General features: G+C 75.3%; 19 protein-coding genes and 1 pseudogene. 9 read left to right on the forward strand and 11 right to left on the reverse strand.

Features of this window, described 5'->3' with window-relative positions; all coding sequences use genetic code 11:
• Positions 1 to 273 (reverse strand): annotated as a pseudogene (locus PSR1_RS24425) (hypothetical protein); the annotation flags it as partial.
• Positions 274 to 426: 153 nt separating this feature from the next.
• Between PSR1_RS24425 and PSR1_RS24430 the strand changes: the two are divergent.
• The gene (locus tag PSR1_RS24430) at positions 427 to 705 is read left to right on the forward strand and encodes a hypothetical protein (protein ID WP_237757840.1); all 279 of its coding nucleotides are present in this window, start codon (positions 427 to 429) and stop codon (positions 703 to 705) included.
• Here the strand turns inward: PSR1_RS24430 and nrfD are convergent.
• The 4 genes from nrfD to PSR1_RS06020 are packed head-to-tail and all read right to left on the reverse strand — an operon-like array spanning position 702 to position 3,506.
• Positions 702 to 1,964: an NrfD/PsrC family molybdoenzyme membrane anchor subunit gene (gene nrfD, locus PSR1_RS06005; protein WP_059436718.1), complete on the reverse strand. Its 1,263-nt coding sequence runs from the start codon at positions 1,962 to 1,964 to the stop codon at positions 702 to 704. The genes PSR1_RS24430 and nrfD overlap by 4 nt on opposite strands.
• Entirely contained in the window at positions 1,964 to 2,788 is an 825-nt protein-coding gene (locus tag PSR1_RS06010; protein WP_059436719.1) for a 4Fe-4S dicluster domain-containing protein, read from the reverse strand. The genes nrfD and PSR1_RS06010 overlap by 1 nt, the downstream gene beginning before the upstream one ends.
• Positions 2,789 to 2,799: 11 nt before the next feature.
• Positions 2,800 to 3,264 (reverse strand): hypothetical protein, encoded by a 465-nt coding sequence (locus PSR1_RS06015; protein WP_059436720.1) that lies wholly within the window; start codon positions 3,262 to 3,264, stop codon positions 2,800 to 2,802.
• Positions 3,264 to 3,506 (reverse strand): hypothetical protein, encoded by a 243-nt coding sequence (locus tag PSR1_RS06020; protein WP_059436721.1) that lies wholly within the window; start codon positions 3,504 to 3,506, stop codon positions 3,264 to 3,266. The genes PSR1_RS06015 and PSR1_RS06020 overlap by 1 nt, the downstream gene beginning before the upstream one ends.
• Before the next feature lie 300 nt (positions 3,507 to 3,806).
• Between PSR1_RS06020 and argG the strand changes: the two genes are divergently transcribed.
• The 3 genes from argG (at position 3,807) to PSR1_RS24435 (ending at position 6,895) form a co-directional block, all read left to right on the forward strand.
• A complete protein-coding gene (gene argG / locus PSR1_RS06025; RefSeq protein WP_059436722.1) occupies positions 3,807 to 5,159 on the forward strand; it encodes an argininosuccinate synthase in 1,353 nt (450 codons plus the stop codon).
• Between the two features lie 105 nt (positions 5,160 to 5,264).
• Complete coding sequence (locus PSR1_RS06030) at positions 5,265 to 6,431, forward strand: HAMP domain-containing protein (protein WP_237757841.1); 1,167 nt, start codon at positions 5,265 to 5,267, stop codon at positions 6,429 to 6,431.
• Positions 6,371 to 6,895, forward strand: a complete 525-nt coding sequence (locus PSR1_RS24435; RefSeq protein WP_272946332.1) for a methyl-accepting chemotaxis protein — start codon at positions 6,371 to 6,373, stop codon at positions 6,893 to 6,895. Before PSR1_RS06030 ends, PSR1_RS24435 begins: the two co-directional genes overlap by 61 nt.
• A 71-nt stretch (positions 6,896 to 6,966) precedes the next feature.
• On the opposite strand, the gene PSR1_RS06035 is transcribed toward PSR1_RS24435, so the two are convergent.
• The 4 genes from PSR1_RS06035 to PSR1_RS06050 form a co-directional block, all read right to left on the reverse strand.
• Entirely contained in the window at positions 6,967 to 8,196 is a 1,230-nt protein-coding gene (locus tag PSR1_RS06035) for an integrase core domain-containing protein (RefSeq protein WP_059436723.1), read from the reverse strand.
• A gap of 153 nt (positions 8,197 to 8,349) precedes the next feature.
• Complete coding sequence (locus PSR1_RS06040) at positions 8,350 to 9,519, reverse strand: pyridoxal phosphate-dependent aminotransferase (protein ID WP_059436724.1); 1,170 nt, start codon at positions 9,517 to 9,519, stop codon at positions 8,350 to 8,352.
• Positions 9,520 to 9,538: 19 nt separating this feature from the next.
• Entirely contained in the window at positions 9,539 to 9,859 is a 321-nt protein-coding gene (locus PSR1_RS06045) for a hypothetical protein (protein WP_059436725.1), read from the reverse strand.
• Positions 9,860 to 9,976: 117 nt separating this feature from the next.
• Positions 9,977 to 11,611 carry a GMC oxidoreductase gene (locus tag PSR1_RS06050; protein WP_059436726.1) on the reverse strand — a complete coding sequence of 545 codons (1,635 nt, stop codon included), beginning with the start codon at positions 11,609 to 11,611 and terminating at the stop codon, positions 9,977 to 9,979.
• A gap of 98 nt (positions 11,612 to 11,709) precedes the next feature.
• Here PSR1_RS06050 and PSR1_RS06055 point away from each other — a divergent pair, with 98 nt between their 5' ends.
• Together PSR1_RS06055 and pgi are read left to right on the forward strand one after the other, a co-directional pair.
• A complete protein-coding gene (locus PSR1_RS06055) occupies positions 11,710 to 12,123 on the forward strand; it encodes a hypothetical protein (RefSeq protein WP_059436727.1) in 414 nt (137 codons plus the stop codon).
• A gap of 81 nt (positions 12,124 to 12,204) precedes the next feature.
• Positions 12,205 to 13,845: a glucose-6-phosphate isomerase gene (gene pgi, locus PSR1_RS06060; protein WP_059436728.1), complete on the forward strand. Its 1,641-nt coding sequence runs from the start codon at positions 12,205 to 12,207 to the stop codon at positions 13,843 to 13,845.
• 13 nt (positions 13,846 to 13,858) lie between these two features.
• Here the strand turns inward: pgi and PSR1_RS06065 are convergent, their stop codons facing one another.
• Together PSR1_RS06065 and PSR1_RS06070 are read right to left on the reverse strand one after the other, a co-directional pair.
• Positions 13,859 to 14,080, reverse strand: a complete 222-nt coding sequence (locus tag PSR1_RS06065; protein ID WP_059436729.1) for a hypothetical protein — start codon at positions 14,078 to 14,080, stop codon at positions 13,859 to 13,861.
• Positions 14,081 to 14,240: 160 nt separating this feature from the next.
• Positions 14,241 to 14,474 carry a hypothetical protein gene (locus tag PSR1_RS06070; protein ID WP_059436730.1) on the reverse strand — a complete coding sequence of 78 codons (234 nt, stop codon included), beginning with the start codon at positions 14,472 to 14,474 and terminating at the stop codon, positions 14,241 to 14,243.
• A 209-nt stretch (positions 14,475 to 14,683) separates the two neighbouring features.
• Between PSR1_RS06070 and PSR1_RS06075 the strand changes: the two genes are divergently transcribed.
• From PSR1_RS06075 to PSR1_RS06085, 3 genes are all read left to right on the forward strand, one after another.
• The gene (locus tag PSR1_RS06075; RefSeq protein WP_059436731.1) at positions 14,684 to 18,676 is read left to right on the forward strand and encodes a CxxxxCH/CxxCH domain-containing protein; all 3,993 of its coding nucleotides are present in this window, start codon (positions 14,684 to 14,686) and stop codon (positions 18,674 to 18,676) included.
• 108 nt (positions 18,677 to 18,784) lie between these two features.
• The gene (locus PSR1_RS06080) at positions 18,785 to 20,875 is read left to right on the forward strand and encodes a tetratricopeptide repeat protein (RefSeq protein WP_059436732.1); all 2,091 of its coding nucleotides are present in this window, start codon (positions 18,785 to 18,787) and stop codon (positions 20,873 to 20,875) included.
• Between the two features lies 1 nt (position 20,876).
• The gene (locus PSR1_RS06085; RefSeq protein WP_152643314.1) at positions 20,877 to 22,685 is read left to right on the forward strand and encodes a tetratricopeptide repeat protein; all 1,809 of its coding nucleotides are present in this window, start codon (positions 20,877 to 20,879) and stop codon (positions 22,683 to 22,685) included.
• The last annotated feature ends 195 nt before the right edge of the window (positions 22,686 to 22,880 follow it).

Consider the following 22,880-nt stretch of genomic DNA (forward strand, 5'->3'; position numbering starts at 1 on the left):
GCCGTACCAGTCGAGCACGTAGCCCATCCACAGCGTGGCGGTCCCCACCGCGACGAGCACCACGGTCGCCGGCGCGAACCGGCCGGAGGCGGCGGCGAGCGCGAGCGCGGTCCCGAGCGCGCCGAGCGCCGCGATCCAGGCGAGCGCGGGCAGGCGGCGGCGGGCCGAGACCGCCAGCGCCGGGCCGGCGAGCGCCGCCAGCGCGAGGGCCGCCGCACCGGGGCCGAGCAGCCGGAAGCGGGTGGCCGCCTCGAACACGAGCGGGAACCCCACCAGCGCAGCGGTGAGGCCGTGGGCGATGGCGCTCGCCCGGGCCGGCCCGCCCGCGGCCGCGCGCGCCCGGCGCGGTCGCCGAGCGCGAGCAGCGCCAGCGCGAGCGCCAGCCCCAGGCCCACCCCGAGCCAGGGCGGGAGCCGGCCGGCGTCGGTGACGGCCCGCAGCACGAACGCGCCCGCCAGCACCAGGAAGCTGCGGCCGGCCAGGGTCAGCCCGCCGGCGAGCGCGGCCGCGTCGGCGGCCGGCCCGCGCCCGGTCGCGCCGTCCCCGGCGGCCCGCGCGGGCGCGCTCCGTGGCGCGATCGCCTGGCCCTCCAGCGCGCCCACCCGCCGCTCCAGCCGCTCGACCGCCGCGGTGAGCGCCTGCAACCTCGCCTCGATCGTCCCCGGCGCGCCGTCCGTCATGGCCCGCCTCCACGTCGTTCGCTAAGTGTGAACGTCTCCCAGCCCGGTCCCGGCGGCCGCGGCTCCCTCCGGCGCGGCCGGGGTCGCGTGCGCGGCGGCCCCGGCCCCGGCGGCCCCCGCCTCGGCCTCGCCGGGCGGGTCGATCCCGAGCACGCGGTCGAACACCCACAGGATCGCGAACGGCGCGAGCACCAGCGCGAGGGCCATGAGCACGCCCTCGCGCCCGAACAGCTCCGGCTCGTAGTGCGAGCGCAGCCCGCGCAGCGACTTCGAGAGGAGCTGCCCGCCGATCACGATGTTCCAGCGCATCGAGAACACCTGCAGCAGGCACAGCAGCGCCGCCACGGTGGAGAGCGTGTTGCGGACGCGCGCGTGCAGGTAGCGGTTCATCAGCACCACCACCGCGAGCAGGATGACCGGGATGAGCCCGCCCACGATCATCTGGACCGTCACGTAGGAGAGCTCGAGCCGGGTGGTGATGAGCTCCGAGATGATCAGCCACGAGTCGGAGCGCTCGTAGGCCATCACCAGGATCTCGAGCAGCTCCAGCGACAGCGTGAGGATGAGGAACAGCCACAGCCAGCGCGCCAGGGAGGAGACGCAGGGCTGGTCCGCGGGCCGGCCGCGGAGCTTCGAGACCGCCTGGTAGAGCACGAGCAGCAGCGCGATGCCCGACACCGCCGCCGAGACCAGGAAGATGATGGGCATGAGCGGCGTGGACCACCACGGGTTCGCCTTGATGGCGCCGAAGATGAACCCCACGTAGCCATGGAGCATGCAGGCGCCGGGGAGGCCGATGCCGGCCAGCACCGCGATGGCGCGGTGGTCCACCGCCAGCGCCTCCGGGCCGGTGTCGTAGGTGCCGAGCGCGAGCGTCGCGTAGAACGCGCGCGCCGCCCCGCGGCTGCGGCGGGCGCGGTCGATGATCTCGCGCCGCCAGACGAACCAGACCTCGAGCGCGAGGACGAGCAGGTAGCCGCCGTACAGCATCCCGAAGCCGGCCATGGCCGAGGTGAAGTGGGGCGTGACCAGCACGAGCGGGCCGCGCTCCGGGTGGCCGAGGTGGAGCTGGAGCGGCAGCGACGCCACCAGCAGGAACGAGAACGACGTCGCCATGGCGAGGCGCGCCACCGGCCGGAGCTCGGTGCGGCCGAACAGGTGGAACAGGCTGGTCACGATGAACGCGCCCGCCACGAAGCCCGTGATGTAGGGGTACATCACGATCATCAGGCTCCACCACACGTGGACGTCGTTCGGGAACGCGAAGCCGCTGATCTGGGGCATCACCGCACCTCCCCGTCGAGGTGGAGGTAGAAGCACTGCGGCTCCGTGCGCAGGTGCGGCTGCAGCACCGCGACGCGGTCGTGCTCGATGGCGTGGCGCACCGGGTCGCCCTCGCGCCGCAGGTCGCCGAACGCGCGCGCGCCGGTGGGGCAGACCTCGACGCAGGCGGGGCGCAGCCCGCGGCTGATGCGGTGGTAGCACCAGGTGCACTTCTCGGCCGTGTGCGTCTCCGGCGAGAGGAAGCGGCTGCCGAACGGGCAGGCCTGGACGCAGTACGCGCACCCGATGCAGCGCTCGCCGTCCACCAGCACCACGCCGTCGGGCGTGCGATAGGAGGCGCCCACCGGGCAGACCTGGATGCAGGGGGTCTCGCGGCAGTGGTTGCACATCTTCGGCACGAAGAAGGACTTCGTCGCGACGAACGCGACCTGGAGCGCCGGGAAGCCGTCCTTGCCGCCGTTCGGCGAGTCCACGCTGGTCCCGTCCATGCCGGTGACGTAGCGCTCGACCCAGGTCCGGAAGAAGCCGTCGGGCACGTGGTTCTCGGCGCTGCACGCCCGCACGCAGGAGCCGCAGCCGATGCACTTCTCGGGATCCACCAGGTAGGCCCAGCGGTGCTCCCAGGGCTGGTAGCCCTCGGCGAGCGGCGACGCGCCGGCCGCGCCCTCCGCCGCCGCCGCGGGCGCCGCCGCGGTGGCGCCGGCGAGGAACGCCACCGCCCCGCCGGAGAGGATGAGGACGTCCTCCAGGAACGCGCGGCGGCCGAGGACGCGCGGGGTCGAGGGCCCTCCGGTCGGCGCGGGGCACGGCGTGCGTTCGTCCATGATCGCCTCCGCTACGGCGTGGGAGCGTGCGGGTCGTGACAGGCGAGGCAGGCGCCGGCGTCGAGCGGGCCGGAGACGTGCTCCTCGAGCACCACCTGCGGGAAGGCGGCGGGCCGGCCGAGCACCTTGCGGTGGCAGCGGGCGCACAGCGCGGGGGAGCGGTCCACCGCCGGCGCGGTCGTGCGCCCGTCGGCCGCGACGTGGGCGAGGAGCGGCCCGTGGCAGATCTCGCAGCTCACCGCGCGGTGCGCGCCGGCCGCGCGACGGCGCAGCTCGTCCTCGTGGCAGGTGCCGCAGGCCGCCGGTCCGCGGTGGGCCGGCGTCCGCGCGTTCATCTGCTCCGCCACGTTGGCCCAGCGGTACGGGCCGTGGAGCCCGTAGGTGGGCGGCACCAGGAAGCCGCGGGTGATCCCGACGCCGGCGAGCAGCACCAGGACCACCAGCGCGGCGCGGAAGACGTGGCGTGCGTGCTCCATCACCGCACCTCCGGATCGGGACCCTCCCGGTCGAGCGGCTCCGGGAGGAAGAGCCAGGCGAGCCACCGCGCCCGCCGGCGCGGCCGGGGCGGCGCGAGCGGGAGGGGCTCGGGAAGGAACAGGAGGCCGAGGAGGCTGCGCCGCTCGCACCGCGGCGGCGCCGGGGGGGGCGCCGGGGGGAGGGTCTCGATCGCGACGATCCTGCGGAGGCCGGCGATCAGGGCCGCGGTGCGAGGCGGCATGTGCGGAAGCGAAGCATGCGGCGCGATGCCGCGGCAATCCCCCGGGTCCGCCGGCGCGCCGCGCGCCGCCGGCGGACGCGCCGCAGGTCCGCGGATCCAGGGCGCTCTCGGCGCGGCGGTGCGCGACGGTGCCGCACCGCGTCGCGGGAGGCGCGATTTGACGGCGATCAGGCGGCGGCGCGGATGGTGACTGTGGGTGAACGGTGCGCGAGCGCCCGCCCACCCGCTCCGGCGGGCCCGCCGCCCCGCCGCCGCCCCGCGCTGGAACACGGCCGGGATTTCTGCTACTTGGCCCCTCCCATGAGCCGGATCTACAAGTCGCTTCCTCCCAAGGGCACCGCCATCGGCATCGCGTTCAGCGGCGGCCTCGACACGCGCTGCGCGGTGGCCTGGATGTCCGAGCAGGGCATGGCGGTCCACGCCTACACCGCGGACCTCGCCCAGCCCGACGAGGCGAACCCGGCCGACATCCCGCCCATCGCGCTGCAGCACGGCGCGGCGAAGGCGCGGCTGGTGGACTGCCGCGAGGCCATGGTGCGCGAGGGCATCGCCGCCATCCAGTGCGGCGCGTTCCACCTGTCCTCCGGCGGCAAGAAGTACTTCAACACCACGCCGCTCGGCCGCGCGGTGACCGGCACCGCCATCGTCCGCGCCATGCGCGAGGACGGCGTGCACGTCTTCGGCGACGGCTCCACGCACAAGGGCAACGACATCCAGCGGTTCTACCGGTACGGCATCCTGGTGGACCCGCAGCTCAAGATCTACAAGCCCTGGCTCGACCAGGCCTTCGTGACCGCGTTCGGCGGCCGCAAGGAGATGAGCGAGTACCTGGAGCGCCGGGACCTGCCCTACAAGATGGGCAAGGAGAAGGCCTACTCCACCGACGCGAACGTGCTCGGCGCCACGCACGAGGCGAAGGACCTCGAGCGGCTCGACTCGAGCATGCGCATCGTCGAGCCGATCATGGGCGTCGCGCACTGGAAGCCGGAGGTCCAGATCGCGCCCGAGGAGCTCGAGATCACCTGGGAGCAGGGCCAGCCGGTCGAGCTGAACGGCAAGCGCTTCGCCTCGCCCTACGAGCTGTTCCTCGAGGCGAACCGCATCGGCGGCCGCCACGGCCTGGGGATGAGCGACCAGATCGAGAACCGGGTCATCGACGCGAAGAGCCGGGGCATCTACGAGGCCCCCGGCATGGCGCTGCTGCACCTCGGCTACGAGCGGCTGCTCTCCGCCATCCACAACGAGAACACGCTCGACCTGTACTTCACGCTGGGCCGCCGGCTGGGCCGCCTGCTCTACGAGGGCAAGTGGTTCGACCCCGAGGCGCTCATGCTGCGCGACGCGCTCACCCGCTGGATCGCGCCGGCGGTCACCGGCACGGTGAAGGTCGAGCTGCGCCGCGGCGACGACTGGACGGTCCTCTCGACCCGCGCCGAGTACATGAGCTACGCGCCGGAGAAGCTGTCGATGGAGCGCGTGGCCGACCCGGCGTTCACGCCGGAGGACCGCATCGGCGCGCTCGAGCTGCAGAACCTGAGCGTGGGCGACAACCGCGACCTGCTGCTGCACCACCTCGACGCCGTCCGGAAGCTCGGCGCCGCCACCCGCGGCCCCGGCCTCGGCGCGCTCCTCGGCTCCGGCGACGACGAGTGATCACCGGCGCGGCCGCGCGGCCGCGCCGGATCTGCTCCCTGCGCCCACATCGACGCCCCGGCGTCCCCTGCGACGGGAGCGCGCGCCGGGTTAGGACTGGGGTCCATGGCCCACGCACGCCCTCCCTCCGCGCGGACCGCCCGCAGCGGCCTCGCGCGCCTGCGCGACCTGAAGCTCCGCACGAAGCTGCTCGTCCTGCTCGCGGTCGTGAACGCGGCGTCGGCGGCCGCGTTCGTGACGATCTCGTACCGCGTGCAGGCCCGCGAGATCCGCGCGGCGGTGGACGACAAGCTCCTCACCGCCGCCCGCGCGGCGGCGCTCTTCCTGGTGCCGTTCCACGACCGGGTGGACGGGCCCGGCTCGATCGCGCCGGAGGAGCACCTCGAGGTGCAGCGGCGCCTCTCCGCGCTCGCGGAGGAGACCGACCTCGCGTACCTGTACACGGTCGTCGCGCACGGCTCCGGGAGCGTGTTCACCTCGTCCAGCGCCACGCGCGAGGAGCTCGCCTCGGGCACCGGCCCGCGCTTCTTCCAGGTCACCACGCACCCGAGCCCGGGGCTGGTGGCGGCGCTCGCGGACCACCGGATCCACTTCGACACCTACGTCGATCCCACCGACTCGCTGCGCTCGGTCTACGTGCCGCTCCGCTCCCGCAGCGGCAAGGAGTTCTTCCTCGGCGTGGACGTCCACACCGCCACGCTGGAGGGCGCGATCCGGGCGGCGCTGTGGCGCGCGCTCGCCACCGGGGCCGCGGTGCTCGCGCTGGGCCTGCTCGCCTCGGCGCTGCTGCTCGGCCCGCTGCTGGCGCGGCTGCAGCGCGTGGGCGCGGCGCTCCACCTGGTGGCGCGGGGGCGGCTCGACGTCGAGCTGGAGGAGGACGGCGGGGCGGACGAGATCGGCCGCGTGGTGGAGGCGCTCCGCGGGATGGTGGCCGCGCTCTCCGGCGCGGCCGGCAGCATCCGCGGGGCGGCGGACGCGCTCGCCGCCGGGAGCGGCCAGCTCGCCGGCGGCGCCGCGGCGCTCTCGCAGGCGTCCAGCGAGCAGGCCTCCGAGACCGAGCAGGCCTCGGCGGCCATGCAGGAGATCGCGCGGCACGCGCAGGAGAACGCGGCGGCGGCGGTGCGGACCGGCGAGGCCGCGGCGGGCGCGGCGCGGGGCGCGCGGGCCGGCGGCGACGCGGCGGCCCGGACCGCGGCGGCCATGCGCGCGAGGTGGGCGAGAAGATCTCGATCGTGGAGGAGATCGCCTACCAGACCAACCTGCTCGCGCTGAACGCGGCCATCGAGGCCGCGCGCGCCGGCGAGCACGGGCGCGGCTTCGCCGTGGTCGCGACCGAGGTGCGCCGGCTGGCCGAGCGGAGCCGGGCGGCGGCCGAGGAGATCGGCCGGCTCACCGCCGCGAGCGTGGACCTCGCCGCGCAGGCCGGGACGGCGCTCGACACGGTGGTGCCCGAGGTGGAGCGGACCGCCGCGCTGGTGCAGCAGATCTCCTCCGGCAGCGCCGCGCAGGGGACGAGCGCCGCCCGGGTGAGCGAGGCGCTCCGCAGCCTGGAGGAGATCGGCGGCCGGAACGCCGCCGCGGCGGAGGAGCTGTCGTCCACCGCCGAGGAGCTGGCCGCGCAGGCCGAGGCGCTGCGCGACGCGATCGGCTTCTTCCGCGGCGTCGCGGCCGGGCCGCACCCGGCGCCGGCCTCCGCGCCCCCCGCCCCGCCGCTCCGGCTCGCGTCGGGGCGGTGACGCCGCCTGCGCTCGCGCGATGGCCGCCGCTCATGGTTCGACGGTGTGCGGCCGGGAGCCTAGGTAACAGTTCAGACCGGGAGCCTAGTTGACGTTTCTATGGCTCCGCCCACTGCCTGTTCGAGCTGCCGCCTGGTGTTGCCGTAAGGCACCAGCCGGCACTTTCTGAGATCGATGTAGCCCACCGCGAGGGGGCCGATCCAGACCTCCAGTGCATCATCGGCCACTTCGGAGAGGCCGACGTCCTGGCCCGCCAGTACCTCGGAGATGAAGTATCGCGTCCCCTTGAAGCTGATGTGACCGCTGTGAGCGACACGGCGCAGGTCGAGTCCGCAGGCGTACTCGAGCGCAGGTAGCCGGGCGGGCATCTGTCGCCGCGACGGCGAGTAGATGCTCGCGGGCCGGCGTTGGCCGAGCGCCTCGTGCGGGCGTTCCTCGTTGTAGTCGCGCCGGAACAAGACGAAGCGGGCCTGTTGGTCGCTGAGCCGGCGGGCAGGCGGCCGCGTCGTCTCCTCCGCCAGTGTACGGTGCATTCGTTCGTGGCGACCGTTCTGCTGCGGGCACCCCGGGGTGATCCGCTCCGGAATGATCCCCAGCCGCAGCCACCAGAGCGAGAGTTCCGAAAGTCCGAGGCAGCCGCGGTTGGACGCGAATGGTGTCCCGTTATCGGTCCGGATGACGCTCGGCAGCCCGAACTCGCCGAACGCCTCGTAGAACACGCGTTTTGCGGGCTCCTTGTCGATGCCGCGGTTCGCGTGGCAACGCAGGAGGTAACGGCTGAACTGGTCCGAGATCGTCAGCGGGTAGCACCAGCTCCCGTCGCGGAGTCGGAAGTGCCCCTTGAAGTCGGCCGCCCACGTCGCATTGGGCACATCGGCCGGCCGCAGCGGCGCCGTGCGCCACGCCGGGCTTCGGTGTGCCGGTTGGCGGCGCGCCTTCACGAGGCCGTGGCGCTTCAGGATCTCGCCCGCAGTGCTTGCCGCAGGGGCGACGAGCTCCGGGTACCGCTCCGCGAACAGCGTCAGGAGCTTCTTCGGTCCGAACCGCGGCCGCTCGCCCTTGAGCGCCACCAAGATCTTCTCGACCTCCGCCGCCGTTCGATGCGGGAGCGTTCGTGCGATGGGCGGGCGGTCATCCAGCCCCGCCCACCCCTCCGCATCGAAGCGCTCCTTCCACTTGTACCCGGTCTTCCGGCTCACGCCGGCCCTGCTGCACGCCTCGGACATCGACTCCGTACCGCGCAGCAGGGCCTCGATGAATGCCCGTCGCTGATCCACTGGGTGCGTCTCCTGCCAGGGCATCGTCACCTCCGATGTCCCAGCGGACTGTCACCCAGGCTCCCGGTCTATTTTGTTACCCAAGCTCCCGGTTCATACACAGGCTCACCATGAGCGGACGCCGAAGGGCGTGATGCGCTCGCCCTGAGCTCGTCGAAGGGCGAGCGGGGGCGCCGCTCAGCCCGCCCGCCCCAGCAGCGGCCCCAGCCGCGCCAGCGCCGCGCCGAGCGCGTCGGGCGCCACCGCGGTGAAGCAGAGCCGCACGTGCGTCCGGTACGCCGCGCCCGTCGCCGGCCCCGGCGTGAGCAGCACGCCGGCCTCGAGGCAGCGCGCGAGGAGGCCGTCGAGCGCCTCGCCCGGGCGGAGGTGCGGGGCCACGTCCAGGAACAGGAAGGTCCCGGCCTCGGGGGCGGGCACCCCGAGCGCCGCGGCGGCGGTGCGGCCCGCCTCGGCGTAGAGCGCGCGCGTCTCCGCCAGCCACGCGTCGGCCTCGCGGAGCGCCCGGGCGGCGGCGATCTGGAACGGGCGCGGCGCGCAGTACGTCTTGAACGTCTGCACCGCCCGCACCGCCCGCATGATCTCCTCGGGCCCGTGCGTGTAGCCCACCCGCGCCCCGGCGAGCGCGTACGCCTTCGAGAACGAGTGCGTGGCGATGGTGCGCTCGCGCAGCTCCGGCCGCGCCCACAGCGGCGGGCGCGGCGTGCCGTACTGGAGGTCCTCGTAGACCTCGTCCGCGATCACCCAGAGCGCGTGGCGCCGCGCCAGGCGGGCCAGCGCGGTCACCAGCGCGTCCGGGAGCGAGCGGCCGGTGGGGTTGTTGGGCGAGTTCACGTAGACGGCGGCGGTGCGCGGCGTCACCGCGGCGGCGAGCGCCGCCTCGGGGTCGAACCCCGGGGTGTCCAGCCGGTCGAAGAACGGGACCTCCACCGGCACCGCGCCGCGCGCCGCCACGATGCCGCGGATGAGCGGCCAGTAGGGCGCGAGCACGATCACCTCGTCGCCCGGGTCGAGCAGCGCGTCCACCACCACCCCCAGCCCCGCGGTGGCGCCCACCATGACCTGGAGCCCCTCGCGCGCGACCGGCGCGCCGCCGCGCGCCCGGAGCCGCTCCTGGACGGCGTCGAGGAGCGCCGGCTCGCCCTGCACCGGCGCGTACCCGTGCAGCCCCGGGTGATCGGCCACGCGCTGCGCCTCGGCCCGGGCGCAGGCGGGCGGCTCGCGCCAGGTGTCGCCCACGTTGAGCGCGTACACCGGGCCCTGCGGCAGGTGCACCGAGCCGCCGGTCGGGCTGTAGACGCGGTCGGAGAGGGTGGCGGTGGTGGGCGAGGGGGAGGGGTGGCGGGCCATGAGAACGCCGGCCAGGGCGTCAGCGGCCGCGCGTCGCGCGCGACTCGGGGCGCATCTCGCCGGTGCGGCGCTTCACGCGCATCTGGCTGTCGGTCTTCTGGCGGTTGGACGCCTTGCGGGTGGACTTGCGCGACGGCTTGCCCGCGGAGTCCTCCAGCGCGTACTGCGCCTTCTTCCCGGCGCGGACCGACTCGTGGCGCGCGCTCTTGCGGTGGGTGGCGCTGACGCCCGGCTGCGAGGTGTCCACCGGCGTGTCGCGCCGGGGCGGCCGGGGCTGCTTCGCCTTCTTCGGGCCGGAACGCTCGGTCTCGTAACGGAACCGCTCAGCCTTCGTGGCCATCGACCCTCCTCGGAAGTGAGCTGCGGCGTGGCGTGAACCCTCTGGAAGCGTGCGCGCCCGCGCCCCGCGGACTCAAGCCCCAATTCGGGCCCAGACGGGAGGGCGCGCGGCGCCCGGTCACGCGCCGCCACCCGGCGGCCGCGGGGCCGGCCGCTGCTCGCCGGCCGGGTTGGCCGGGATGCGGCTCATGACGTGCTCGGCGAGCGCGGTGATGGTGAGCGACGGGTTCACGCCCAGGTTCGCCGGCACCAGGCTGCCGTCGGCGACGAACAGGTCCTGGTAGCCGAACACGCGCCCCTGCGCGTCGCACACGCCCTCGGCCGGCGAGGCGCCCATGGTCGCGCCGCCCAGGATGTGCGCGGTGCTCGAGGCGCCCAGGAAGACCTCGTGGAGCCCGCTCTGCGCCACGCCGTCCATCTTCACCGCCATCCTGCGCGCCACGGCGTTCGCGAGCGGCATGTAGCTCGGCGGCCGGGGGCCGTCGAGCGCGCTGGTGAGCGACCGCCCCCACGGCCGGCGCGCCAGGCGCAGCCGCAGGTGGCTCGCGAGCGGCTGCATCACGAGCAGCACCGCGGTGCGGCGCGCCCAGCCGAACGGCCAGTGCGCGCGGAAGAAGTCCACCGGGTGCCGGAACAGGTTCCCGAGCCAGCGCAGCGGGCGCGGCCAGGGCGGGCCGCCGCCGGTGAGGTGCGTGGCGAGGAGCGACATGAAGTCGTGGCCCGCGCCGTAGCGGACCACCTCCATGTGCGTGTCGTCGTCCGCCTGCAGGCCCGAGGTGATGGCGAGGCCGTGGCTGTAGTCCACGTCGTCGCGGCGGGCCGTCACCGCCAGCAGCGCCTCGCTGTTGGTGCGCACGTGGTTGCCGAGCTGGCCGGAGAGCGCCGGCAGGCTCCCGCCGGCCTTGCAGCGGAGCAGCAGGCGCACCGTGCCGATCGCGCCCGCGGCCAGCACCACGCCGCGCGCGCGGAGCACGCGCCGGTTGCGCCGGACCACGTGCGTGGACGATCGCGTGTGGACCTCCCAGCCGCCGCCCGCCAGCGGGCGGAGGTCGGTGACCAGCGTCTCCGGCAGGATCTCCGCGCCGCGCCGCTCGGCCAGGTAGAGGTAGTTCCGGTCGAGCGTGTTCTTCGCGCCGTGGCGGCAGCCGGTCATGCACTCGCCGCAGAGCGAGCAGCCGATCCGCTCCGGCCCCTCGCCGCCGAAGTACGGGTCCGGCGCGGTGCGCTTCGCGTCGCCGAAGTGCACCGCCACCGTGTGGCGCGAGAAGGTGTGGCCGCGCCCGGTCTCCTCGTCCACGGCCTGGCGCAGCGCCTCGTCGCCGGGGAAGACCTCCGGCGCCTCCACCGCGCCCAGCATGAACTTCGCCATCGCGTAGTGCGGCGCGAGGCGCGCCCTCCAGCCGCCCCCCGGCCAGCGCGCGTCCTCGAACGCGCGATCCGGCGGGACCAGCAGCGTGTTCGCGTAGACCAGGCTGCCGCCGCCCACGCCTGCGCCGTGCAGCACCAGCACGTCGCGCAGCAGCGTGATCTGCTGGATCCCGAACAGCCGCAGCCTCGGCATCCACAGGAACTTGCGCAGGTTCCAGTTCGTGCGCGGGAAGTCCTCCGGGCGCCAGCGCTTGCCCATCTCGAGCACGCCGACGCGCCAGCCCTTCTCGGCGAGGCGCAGCGCGGAGACCGAGCCGCCGAAGCCGGAGCCGATCACCAGGTAGTCGTAGTCGAAGCGGGCGTCGGGCTCGGTGGGGCCGGGCATGGTCGGGCGCCCATCGTAACCGCCGCGGCGGCGGGCGGTCGAGCGGCGCGCGGCCCCGCGCTCGCGCCCTGCCGGGTTGGCGCGGTAGGTTCTCCCCCGTGGAACCCACCCTCGAGCTCCTGTCGCGCGACCCGGCCTGGCGCCCCACCGCCGAGGAGGCGGCGCCCTGGCTGCGGCTCGCGGAGGCCCCCGGCGCGCCCGAGGGGCTGCTGCGCGAGGTGCGCTGGTGGGGCGCCTTCGAGGCGGCCCGGCGTCGCGCCTGGGACGAGGTGAGCGCGCTCGCCGAGGCGGGCCTGGCCGAGCCGTTCACCGAGCGCGAGGCCATCCGGCTGGCGCTGCTGCACTGCATGTCCGGGAGCGTCGCCGAGGCCGAGCACGTGGTCGCGCAGGCGGTGCAGCTCGGGGCCAGCGACGAGGGGCTCCCCCGGCGCGTGGCCGAGGCGTGCGCGCGCGAGGGGCTGCGGGAGGCGGCGGAGCGGTTGGGGGACCCGGGCGGCCGTCACGAACCGTGAAGGGCGGGGGCGGTGCGCCCGCCCGGAGCCGACCCTCCGCCGCGCGTGCCACGCGCCGCACGGTGCGGTAAGAGCGTGCGCATGGCCGACCGGAACGATGCCCTCCTCCGAACGCCCGCCTGGAGGGCGCTCGAGACCCACCTCGCCGAGCTCCGTCCCCTGCACCTGCGCGAGCTGTTCGCGCGCGATCCGGGCCGCGGCGAGCGGCTCGCGGCGGAGGGCGCCGGGCTGTACCTCGACTACTCGAAGCAGCGCGTGACCGAGGAGACCGTCCGGCTGCTGGTCGGGCTGGCCGAGGCGCGCGGCCTGCCCGGGCGGCGCGCGGCCATGTTCCGCGGCGAGAAGGTCAACGCCACCGAGGGCAGGGCGGCGCTGCACGTCGCGCTGCGCGCCCCGCGCGGCGAGCGGATCGAGGTGGACGGGAAGGACGTGGTGCCCGAGGTCCACGCGGTGCTCGATCGCATGGCGGCGTTCGCGGAGCAGGTGCGGAGCGGCGTCTGGACGGGCTTCACCGGACGGCGCATCCGCACGGTGGTGAACGTCGGCATCGGCGGCTCGGACCTGGGGCCGGCCATGGCGTACCGCGCGCTGCGGGCGTACGCGACCCGCGAGCTCGCGTTCCGCTTCGTCTCCAACGTGGACGGGACCGACCTGGCCGAGGCGGTCCGCGACCTCGATCCCGCCACGACGCTGTTCCTGGTGGCCTCGAAGACGTTCACCACGCTCGAGACCATGACCAACGCCGCCTCGGCGCGGGCCTGGCTGCTCGCGGCGCTCGGCGACGAGCGCGCGGTGGCGCGCCACTTCGTGGCCATCTCGACCAACGAGGCCGAGGTGCGCCGGTTCGGCATCGATCCGGCGAACATGTTCGGGTTCTGGGACTGGGTCGGCGGGCGCTACTCGATGGACTCCGCCATCGGGCTCTCCACCATGATCGCCGTCGGCCCCGACGGCTTCCGCGAGCTGCTCGCCGGGTTCCGGGCCATGGACGAGCACTTCCGCGACGCGCCGCTGGCGCGCAACCTGCCCGCGCTGGTCGGCCTCATCGGCGTGTGGAACGCGAACCTGCTCGGCGCGGACACCGTCGCGGTGCTCCCCTACGACCAGTACCTCGACCGCTTCCCCGCGTACCTGCAGCAGCTCACCATGGAGTCGAACGGGAAGCGCGTGACGACGTCCGGCGCACCGGTGGAGGGTCACGGCACCGGCGCGATCTACTGGGGCGAGCCGGGCACGAACGGGCAGCACTCGTTCTACCAGCTGCTCCACCAGGGCACGCACCTCGTCGCCTGCGACTTCATCGGCTTCTGCCGGACGCTCAACCCGCTCGGCCGCCACCACGACCTGCTCATGGCGAACCTGTTCGCGCAGGGCGAGGCGCTCGCGTTCGGCAAGACCGCCGAGGAGGCGCGCGCGGAGGGGACGCCGGAGGCCCTCGTGCCGCACCGCACCTTCCCCGGCAACCGGCCCTCCAGCACCATCCTCGCCGACCGCCTCACGCCGCGGACGCTCGGCGCGCTCGTCGCGCTCTACGAGCACGCCGTGTTCACGCAGGGCGTGATCTGGGACGTGGACTCGTTCGACCAGTGGGGCGTCGAGCTGGGGAAGGTGCTCGCGAACCGGATCGTGAAGGAGCTCGAGTCGCCCGGCGAGCCGCCGCTGGCGCACGACGGCTCGACGAACGCGCTCATCCGGCGCTACCGGGCGAGGCGGGGCGGGTAGGCGTCGGATCGCGTCAGCCGAGCAGCCGGCCGATCGCTCCGCGCAGCCCGCGCACGCGGGTGCGCGGGAGCACCAGCGTGTCCGGGCTCGAGACCAGCGGCGATGCGTAGAGTCGGTGGCCCACCGCGACCCGCGCCGGCGCGCTCCGCAGCCGGTGCACCCGCCGCTGCACCAGCAGCGCGACACCGTAGGCGGTCCCGACCAGCGTCAGGATGAGGACGAGATCGTCGAGCATGGCTGCTCCCCCCGAGCAGGAAGTTGCAGCAAGCCACGGGGCGCGCTTCCGTTGGAACACCACAAAGGGCGAGCACGGGCGCGGCTGCGCGCTGCAGCCGCAGTGCTCCCCGGCGTGTCGCGAACGCGCGGGACGCCAGGCGCGGAGGAACGGGACGGCGCTATCGCAGCGCGGTCAGCGTGACCGTCGGGCGGAGGGATCCCCGTGCCGGAGGCAGCGCGAGGTTCGCGCCGAGCCCGCTGATGGTGCGGACGTTGGAAGCGAGCGCCCGGATGCCCGCCGGGAGCGGAGCGACCGCCGAGCGCGCCCGGCGGCGGCGCCCGGCGACGAGCACGGCGGCCAGCGAGACCACCATCAGGGCAAGGATCGTGAGCGGGAGCGCGAGGCCGGTCATGGTCACCCCCGTGCGCGAAGCGGGCACGGCAATCGTCCAAGCTCGATCCGTCGGCCGCGATGCGCCGCTCCCCCGAGAGGTGTCGCCGGCGCCGCTGCGTCCAGCGCGTCAACACGGACGGGTCACGGAGTTGACGCGCGGCAAGGAAGCCAGGGGCCGCGGGCTGATACCGGATGCCCCGGATCTCACAGACGGGGGAGGCTTCACCCATGTCCCGACGCACCGCCGGTCTGCCGGCCGTCGTCCTCGCGCTCGCGCTCGCGGGCTGCAACTCCGCGCGCAACGCAGCCACGGAGGATCGAGCCGAGGGCCCGGCGTGCACCCGCTGTCACGGCGGCGCGGAGAACGCGAGCGGCGCACCGCCGCTCGACGCGCACGGCGAGAGCGACACCACGCGCATCTCGGTCGGCGCGCACACGGCGCACGTGTCCGGGTCGCACGGCGTCGCCGCGCCGCTCGGCTGCGAGGCCTGCCACGCCGTCCCGGATCCCGCGAATCCGCTCGGCCACGTGGACGGGAAGCCCCGCGTCGTCCTGGGGGTGGCCGCGAAGGCCAACGGCACCGCGGCCTCCTGGAACCCGGCGGACGCGACCTGCTTCGCGTACTGCCACGGCGTCTCGCTCGCCGGCGGCGCCGCGACGCGGCCGACCTGGACGCGCGTGGACGGGACGCAAGCTGCCTGCGGCGCCTGTCACGGCGATCCGCCGCCGGCGCCGCACCCCCAGTCCACGGACTGCGGGATCTGCCACCCGGCGACCATCCTCGCCGGCACGCTCCGCACCATCGACGTCGCCGGGGGCCGGCACCTGAACGGCACCGTGGACTTCTCCACCGGCTGCGCGGACTGCCACGGCGATCCCACGCGGCCACGCAACCCGGCCGCGCCGCCCCGGGGGACGCACGGCGAGACCGCCTCGTCGTCCGTCGCGGTCGGCGCGCACCAGGCGCACCTCGAGGCCGGTCCGCTCGCCGGCCCGCTCGCGTGCACCGAGTGCCACGTCGTCCCCACCGGCCTCGAGCACCTCGACGGCACCGCGCGTGTCACGTTCGGACCGCTCGCGGCGCGCGGCGCGCAGCCGTCCTGGGATCGCGCCAGCGCCACCTGTGCCTCCACCTATTGCCACGGCGCGACGCTGCGGAACGGCGGCGGTGAGCGGACCACGCCGGTGTGGACCGGCGGTGCGAGCCAGGCCGCGTGCGGCACCTGTCACGGCGCGCCACCCCCGCCGCCGCATCCCCGCGGCACCGGCTGCGCGATCTGCCACCCGGGCACGGTGAACGGCGACGGAACCGTCAACGTGGCCGGCGGCATGCACGTGGACGGCACGGTGCAGGTGAACCAGTTCCACCCGGTGAACTGGATGGAGCCGACCGCCCACGGCTACGCGGCGAACCGCGACCTGGCGAGCTGCCGGACCTGCCACGGCGAGGACCTGGCGGGCGGCGGCACCGGGATCTCGTGCGCCAGCTGCCACGGCGCCGGCTGGCAGTCGAACTGCACGTTCTGCCACGGCGACGCGAACCGGGCCGTGAACAAGCCGGCGCCGCCGGTGGGCACGCAGGGAGAGCTGGGCACCGACGCTCCCGCCGTCGGGGCGCACCTCGCGCACGTCCAGGCCGGGACGCTGCGCGGTCCGCTGCCGTGCGCGGAGTGCCACACGGTGCCCACGGACCTCACGCACGTGACGGGCGCGGTCGAGCTGGCCTGGGGCTCGCTCGCGGTGACGGACGGCGCCACCCCCGCGTACCAGGGCGGCGCATGCGCGTCGACCTACTGCCACGGGGCGACGCTCGCGGCCGGAGGGACGAACCACGCACCGCGCTGGACCACCGTGGACGGCACGCAGGCCGCGTGCGGCACGTGCCACGGCCTGCCGCCTCCTCCTCCGCACGCGCAGCTCTCCAACTGCGGCGCCTGCCACCCCGAGACCGTGGACGCGGCGGGCAACCTGAGGCTGGACGGCGGCAAGCACATGAACGGCCACCTGGAGCGCTCCGAGACGCACCCGGCGGGCTGGAATGATCCCGCGCAGCACGGCTACGCCGCGAACGCCGGGCTCGCGTCCTGCCGCACCTGCCACGGCGCCGACCTCGAGGGCGGCACGAGCGGCGTGTCGTGCAGCGCCTGCCACGGGACGGGCTGGCAGTCGAACTGCACGTTCTGCCACGGCGATCCGTCTCGCTCCGTGAACCGCGCCGCGCCGCCGGTCGGGACGCGCGGGCAGGCGCTCACCACCGATCGCGCGGTCGGCGCGCACGAGGCCCACGTCCTCGGCGGCCCGCTGGCGCGGCCGCTGGGCTGCGCCGAGTGCCACGTCGAGCCCACGGACCTGTCGCACGTGGACGGGGCGCCGGCCGTCACCTGGGGCACGCTGGCGCGCACCGACTCCGCCGCGCCCGCCTGGAACGGCGCCACCTGCGCCGGGACCTACTGCCACGGCGCCACGCTCGGCGCCGGCGGCGCCAACGTCGCGCCCGCCTGGACGGTGGTGGACGGCACCCAGGCGGCGTGCGGCGCCTGCCACGGCGCGCCGCCCCCGCCGCCGCACGTCGCGAACGCGGACTGCGGCCGCTGCCACGACGGCTACACCGCCACCTCGGTGAACGTGGCAACGCACGTGAACGGCGCGCTCGACGTGAACGCCATGGCGTGCACCTCCTGCCACGGCGACGCCTCGCGCGAGGTCGGCGCGGCCGCGCCGCCCGTGGGCACCCGCGGCGAGACCGCCACCACGGACCGTGCCGTCGGCGCGCACCAGGCGCACGTGCAGGGCAGCGCCATCGCGCGGCCGTTCGACTGCGACGAGTGCCACCTGAACCCCTCCGACCTCCACCACATCGACGGCACGCCGGCCCTGGTGTGGAGCGCGCTCGCCAGCGGTGGCGGGTCGCCGCAGTGGGACGGCGCCACCTGCGCCTCGACGTACTGCCACGGCGCCACGCTGGCCGGCGGCGGCAGCAACGTCCGGCCGGCCTGGACCGTGGTGGACGGCAGCCAGGCGGCTTGCGGCACCTGCCACGGCGCGCCCCCGCCCTATCCGCACCCGGCGCGGACCGACTGCGGCACCTGCCACCCGGGCGCCGCCGACGGCGCGCCCGCGCGCGCCGTGCACGTGGACGGCAAGGTGGACGTGACCGCGGCCGGCTGCGCGCTGTGCCACGGCGACGCCTCGCGCCCCGTCGGCGCCGCCGCACCGCCCGCGGGCACGCACGGCGAGACGGCCACCACCGATCGCGCGGTGGGCGCGCACCAGGCGCACGTGCAGGGCAGCGCCATCGCGCGGCCGTTCGACTGCGACGAGTGCCACCTGAAGCCCACGGGCCTGGGCCACATCGACGGGGATCCGGCCATCGTGTGGGGCGCGCTCGCGTCCGCGAACGGGAACGTCTCGCCGATCTGGAGCGGCGCCACCTGCGCGTCCACGTACTGTCATGGCGGGACGCTGCGGGCCGGCGGGACCAACGTCGAGCCGGCCTGGACGCAGGTGGACGGGACGCAGGCCGCCTGCGGAACCTGCCACGGGACGCCTCCGCCCCCGCCGCACCCCGCGAACCCGGACTGCGGGGCGTGCCACACCGGCTACACCTCCACCAGCGTGAACGTGGCGACGCACGTGGACGGGCGGCTGGACGTGGGCGGCCTCACCTGCACGTCCTGCCACGGCGACGCTTCGCGCCCGACCAACGCGGCGGCCCCGCCCATCGGCACCGGCGGCGAGACCGACCCGTCCACCCGCGCGGTGGGCGCGCACCAGGCCCACCTCGCCGGCAGCCGCTGGTCGAACGGCTTCGCGTGCACGGAGTGCCACGTGGTGCCCACCGACATGCTGCACACCGACGGCGCCGCGCAGGTGTCGTTCGGAGTGCTCGCGACCGGCGGAGGCGTGCTCGCGCCGGTGTGGGACGGGAGCGGGTGCGCCACGGTCGCCTGCCACGGCGCCAGGGTGGGTGGCAGCGTGATCCCGTCGTGGACCGGCGGTCCGGGCCAGGCCGAGTGCGGCTCGTGCCACGGGCTGCCGCCGATCACCGGGCCGGCGCACGGGACCTCGACGTTCCGTCGCTACCACGCCAACAAGGCGTGCGCCGAGTGCCACGGGGCCGGGTACCAGACGCAGGCGGGCTACGAGGCGGTAAACAAGGACCGCCACGTGAACGGGGTGGTCGAGGCGCTGGCCTGCACCGACTGCCACACCGACTGGTGAGCGGCGAGGACCGGGGCCGGCCGGGATGCCTGCCGGCCTGGCCGCCGCGCCCCGGCCGGCCGACGTGCTATCGTCGCGCGCCCGCGGTCCCGGACCGCGGGACTGCTCATGGACGCGACCGCGCCGCGAAAGCTCGCGAGGGCCCTGCCGATCGCCGCAATTCTTGGGCTGGGCATCGCCTCGTATGCGAACGCGCTGAGTGGGCCGTTCGTTCTCGACGACCACCTATGGATCGTCGACAACGCCGACATCGCCCACCCGGCCCGCTGGCTGCCCGGTGGTCCCGGGTACGCCTCTGCGCCGAACCGCGCGTTCACGTACTTCACGCTTTCGCTGAACCACCGGCTCGGCGGGCTCGACCCGGCCGGCTACAAGGCGGTCAACATCGCGATCCACCTGGCCGGTGCGCTGCTCGGCTACGCGCTCGTGCTGCTGGCGCTCCGGACGCCGCGGCTCGCCGGCTCGGCCCTCGCCCGATCCCCGCGCGCCGTCGCGCTCTGCGCGGCGGCGCTGTTCGTGGCGCACCCGCTCCAGACGCAGGCCGTGACGTACGTGGTGCAGCGGCTCACGTCGCTCGCGACGCTGCTCTACCTCGCGTCCGTGGTGCTGTATGCGCGCTGGCGCGAGCGCCTCGACGGCGGAGCGGTGGCCGGCTCGCGGGCGGTGCTCGGCTACCTGCCGGTGATCCTGGCGGCGCTCCTCGCGATGCGATCGAAGGAGATCGCGCTCACGCTGCCGCTCGCGATCGCCGCGTACGAGCTCTGCTTCCTGGTCGCGACGCCGCGCCGGCGTCTCCTCTACCTCGCGCCCGTGCTGGCCACGCTGGCCGTCATCCCCATGACCCAGCTCGGCGGCAGGATCGCGGAGGGCGGCGGGGCGGAGGCGGGCGCGACACGGCTCGCGTCGGCCGCGGCCGCCGCGGCCAACACGACGAGCGCCCGCCCCTACGCGGAGTACGTGACCTCGCAGCCGGCGATCATCGCGCGCTACCTCGGGATGGTGATCCTGCCGGTGGGCCAGAGCATCGACCACGGCTTCGAGACCTACCCCCTCGCGGATCCCGCGGTGCTCCTCGGCCTCGCCATCCTGGGCGGGCTCGCCGTGCTCACCGCCTGGCTGCTGGCCGCCACGCGGCGGCGGGCGGCGCGCCCGAGCGCCGTGGATCCGGCGGCGCGGCTCGTCGCGTTCGGCATCGTCTGGTTCCTGCTCGGCCTCTCCCTCGAGTCGCTGGTGGCGCTGCAGGACCTGATGGTCGAGCACCGCATGTACCTGCCTTCGGCCGGCCTGTTCGTCGCCGTGGCGGCCGCCGCCGGGCTCGCGGCCGAGCGCGTCGCGCCGCGGCGCTGGGGGCGAGGGCTGGCGGGCGGCGCGCTCGCGCTCGGGATCGGCCTCGCCGCGGCGACGTTCGCGCGGAACGAGGTGTGGTCGGACGACGTGCGCCTCTGGGCGGACGCCGCCGCCGAGGCCCCGTCCAACCCCAGGACGCACGGCAACCTGGGCTATGCGCTCGCGCAGCGCGGAGACGTCGCGTCGGGCATGGCCGAGATCGACACCGCGCTCCGCCTCAAGCCCGATTTCTACCAGGCGCACACGAACAAGGGCGTCCTGCTGCTGCAGCAGGGCCAGCTCGCGCCTGCGCTCGAGCACCTCCGATACGCCGTCGCGCTCGCGCCGGACGACGCGCCCTCGCGCTTCGCCCTTGCCCGGGCGCTGCATGCGGCCGGGGACCTCGCCGGCGCGGTCGAGGCATACCGGGCGGTCCTCGGTCGGTCGGGCCGCCACCGGCTGGCCCTGAACAACCTGGCCGTCGCGTACGCGCAGATGGGCCGCCTGGACCTCGCCGTCGAGCACTTCCGGCGGGCGGCCGAGCTGGATCCCGGCGATCCGGAGCCCGCGGTGAACCTCGGTCGCGCGCTGCTCTCGCTCGGCGACGCCGCCGGCGCGCGGGCTGCCGCCGAGGCGGCCCTCCGGACCGCCCCGCGGCACCCCGGCGCTCGCGCGGTGCTCGGGGGCGCCTACCTCGCCATGGACCAGGCGGCGCCCGCGGCGGAGCAGCTGAGCCTGGCGGTCCGGCTGGGCTCGCGCGACCCCGAGACCTTCGACCGGCTGGCCGCAGCGTACGCGAGGCTCGGTGCCGGTGAACAGGCCGACGCTGCCCGGGCGGCGGCGCTCAGGCTCAGAACCGGCGCGGGCCCGTGAGATGAGCGCCTCGGAGATGTCCGGCGCCTTCGAGGGGCCGGGTCGCCACGGACCGTACATCGCCGCGCTCCTGGCCCTGGGCGCGCTCGCGTGGGCCAACGCGCTCACCTGCGGGTTCGTCTTCGACGACCTCCCCTCGATCGTGCACAACCCCGACATCCGGCAGCTCGGGGGCTACCTGCCCGGCGGGCACGGGTACCTCGGCCGCCCGAACCGCTGGGTGGGCTACCTGACGTTCGCGCTCAACTACCGCGCCGGCGCGCTCGCGCCGGCCGGCTACCACGCCGTCAACGTCGCCATCCACCTCGCGACCGCGTGCCTGGTCTACGGGCTCGCCGTCCTGCTCCTCCGCACGCCCAGGCTGGCAGGGTCACGGGTCGCGCGGTCGCCCCGCGCCTTCGCGTTCGTGGCGGCGGCGCTCTTCGCGTGCCACCCGCTGCAGGCCCAGGCCGTCACGTACGTCGTCCAGCGGCTCACCTCGCTGGCGACGCTCTTCTACGTCGGAAGCGTGGTCCTGTACCTGTGGGCGCGGCTCGCCCCCGCGGACGCGCGCAGGCGTCGCGTCGCCGCCTACGCCGGCTCGGTCGCGTCCGCCGCGCTCGCCGCCCGGACCAAGGAGATCGCCGTCACGCTTCCCGCCGCGCTCGCGCTCCTCGAGCTCGCGTTCCTCGACGGGCGTCCCCGGCGGCGTGCGCTCGCGCTGACGCCCTTCGCGCTCGTCGCGCTCTCGATCCCGCTGACCCTGATCGGCGTGCGCACGGCCATCGGGGCGGGCGTCTCGGACGTGCTCTCCGCGGCCGCGAGCGCGGCCCGCGTGCAGACGACGCTCGGCCGGCTCGAGTACCTCGCGACCGAGACGACCGTGGTCGTCGAGTACGTGCGGCTGCTCCTGCTCCCGGTCGGGCAGAACGTGGATCACGTGCACCCGACCCACCTCTCGTTCCTGGACGGGCCGGTCCTGCTGTCGAGCGCGGGGATCCTGGTCGCGGCAGGGCTCGCGCTGTACGCGGTCGTGCGGAGGCTCCGGGACGACGCGATGGCCGCCCTGGCCGGGTTCGGGGTGCTCTGGTTCCTGCTTGCGCTATCTGTCGAGTCGAGCGTCTTCCCCATCGTGGACGTGATGAACGAACACCGCGTCTACCTCCCCTCCGTCGGCTTCTTCCTGGCCGCGGCGGTCGCGATCGGCTGGGGAGCGGCGCGGCTCGTCCCGGCGCGCGCCGGCGGAGCGAGCGTCGTTGCCGGCGCGGTGCTCGCCGCCGTGCTCGCGGCCGGCACCCAGGCGCGCAACCGGGTGTGGGAGAGCCAGCTCACGCTCTGGGCCGACGCGGCGCGGAAGTCGCCGGGGAGCCCCAGGCCGCTGAACAACCTGGGGGTCGCGCTGGAGGGGGCAGGGCGGCGCGACGAGGCGGAGGCGGCGTTCCTCGCCGCGATGCGGATCGATCCCGGGCACGCGGAGTCCTGCTACAACCTCGGGCGGCTCTATCTCGAGTCGGGCGGCGCCCTGGACGACGCGATCGCGCTGTTCCGGCGCGCCATCGCGCTCCGCCCCGACTACCCCGAGGCGTACGCCAACCTGGGCGCCGCGCTGGTGCGGGCGGAGCGCTACCCCGAGGCGGCGCAGGTGCTGGGCGACGCCGGGGCGATGCTGGGGACGAGCGCGGAGGCGGCGTTCAACCTCGGGGTCGCGCGGGTGATGCTCGGTGACGCGGAGGGCGCGCGACGGCAGATCGAGGCGCTGCGCGCCGCGTCGCCGGAACTGGCGCTCCGCCTCGAGACCTTCGCGCGGCCGCTGCTGGAGCGCGGCCGCTAGCGCCTTGGGCGCCGGAGCGAGGTTCGCCGCGCAACGCGTGCGTCGAGCGCGCGCATCGGTTGCGTCCGGGTCTGGCGCGCGCGAGGCGCTCGAGGGCCGCGGTTCGCGGAGTGGGGGCGCGGTTGGGGGTTCCGGTGTGGGTGCCTTCCCCCGGCCTGGGTGAAATCCCCCAGGTCGCGAGCCGCCGTCGCTCGC

This window comes from Anaeromyxobacter sp. PSR-1, from assembly GCF_000964525.1.
Taxonomy (GTDB): domain Bacteria; phylum Myxococcota; class Myxococcia; order Myxococcales; family Anaeromyxobacteraceae; genus Anaeromyxobacter.

Excerpts from the sequence above, each read along its gene's own strand:
- nrfD (WP_059436718.1), bottom strand. The coding sequence starts at position 1,964 with ATGCCCCAGATCAGCGGCTTCGCGTTCCCGAACGACGTCCACGTGTGG.
- PSR1_RS06010 (WP_059436719.1), bottom strand. The coding sequence starts at position 2,788 with ATGGACGAACGCACGCCGTGCCCCGCGCCGACCGGAGGGCCCTCGACC.
- PSR1_RS06015 (WP_059436720.1), bottom strand. The coding sequence starts at position 3,264 with ATGGAGCACGCACGCCACGTCTTCCGCGCCGCGCTGGTGGTCCTGGTG.
- PSR1_RS06020 (WP_059436721.1), bottom strand. The coding sequence starts at position 3,506 with ATGCCGCCTCGCACCGCGGCCCTGATCGCCGGCCTCCGCAGGATCGTC.
- argG (WP_059436722.1), top strand. The coding sequence starts at position 3,807 with ATGAGCCGGATCTACAAGTCGCTTCCTCCCAAGGGCACCGCCATCGGC.
- PSR1_RS06030 (WP_237757841.1), top strand. The coding sequence starts at position 5,265 with ATGGCCCACGCACGCCCTCCCTCCGCGCGGACCGCCCGCAGCGGCCTC.
- PSR1_RS06035 (WP_059436723.1), bottom strand. The coding sequence starts at position 8,196 with ATGCCCTGGCAGGAGACGCACCCAGTGGATCAGCGACGGGCATTCATC.
- PSR1_RS06040 (WP_059436724.1), bottom strand. The coding sequence starts at position 9,519 with ATGGCCCGCCACCCCTCCCCCTCGCCCACCACCGCCACCCTCTCCGAC.
- PSR1_RS06045 (WP_059436725.1), bottom strand. The coding sequence starts at position 9,859 with ATGGCCACGAAGGCTGAGCGGTTCCGTTACGAGACCGAGCGTTCCGGC.
- PSR1_RS06050 (WP_059436726.1), bottom strand. The coding sequence starts at position 11,611 with ATGCCCGGCCCCACCGAGCCCGACGCCCGCTTCGACTACGACTACCTG.
- pgi (WP_059436728.1), top strand. The coding sequence starts at position 12,205 with ATGGCCGACCGGAACGATGCCCTCCTCCGAACGCCCGCCTGGAGGGCG.
- PSR1_RS06065 (WP_059436729.1), bottom strand. The coding sequence starts at position 14,080 with ATGCTCGACGATCTCGTCCTCATCCTGACGCTGGTCGGGACCGCCTAC.
- PSR1_RS06070 (WP_059436730.1), bottom strand. The coding sequence starts at position 14,474 with ATGACCGGCCTCGCGCTCCCGCTCACGATCCTTGCCCTGATGGTGGTC.
- PSR1_RS06075 (WP_059436731.1), top strand. The coding sequence starts at position 14,684 with ATGTCCCGACGCACCGCCGGTCTGCCGGCCGTCGTCCTCGCGCTCGCG.
- PSR1_RS06080 (WP_059436732.1), top strand. The coding sequence starts at position 18,785 with ATGGACGCGACCGCGCCGCGAAAGCTCGCGAGGGCCCTGCCGATCGCC.
- PSR1_RS06085 (WP_152643314.1), top strand. The coding sequence starts at position 20,877 with ATGAGCGCCTCGGAGATGTCCGGCGCCTTCGAGGGGCCGGGTCGCCAC.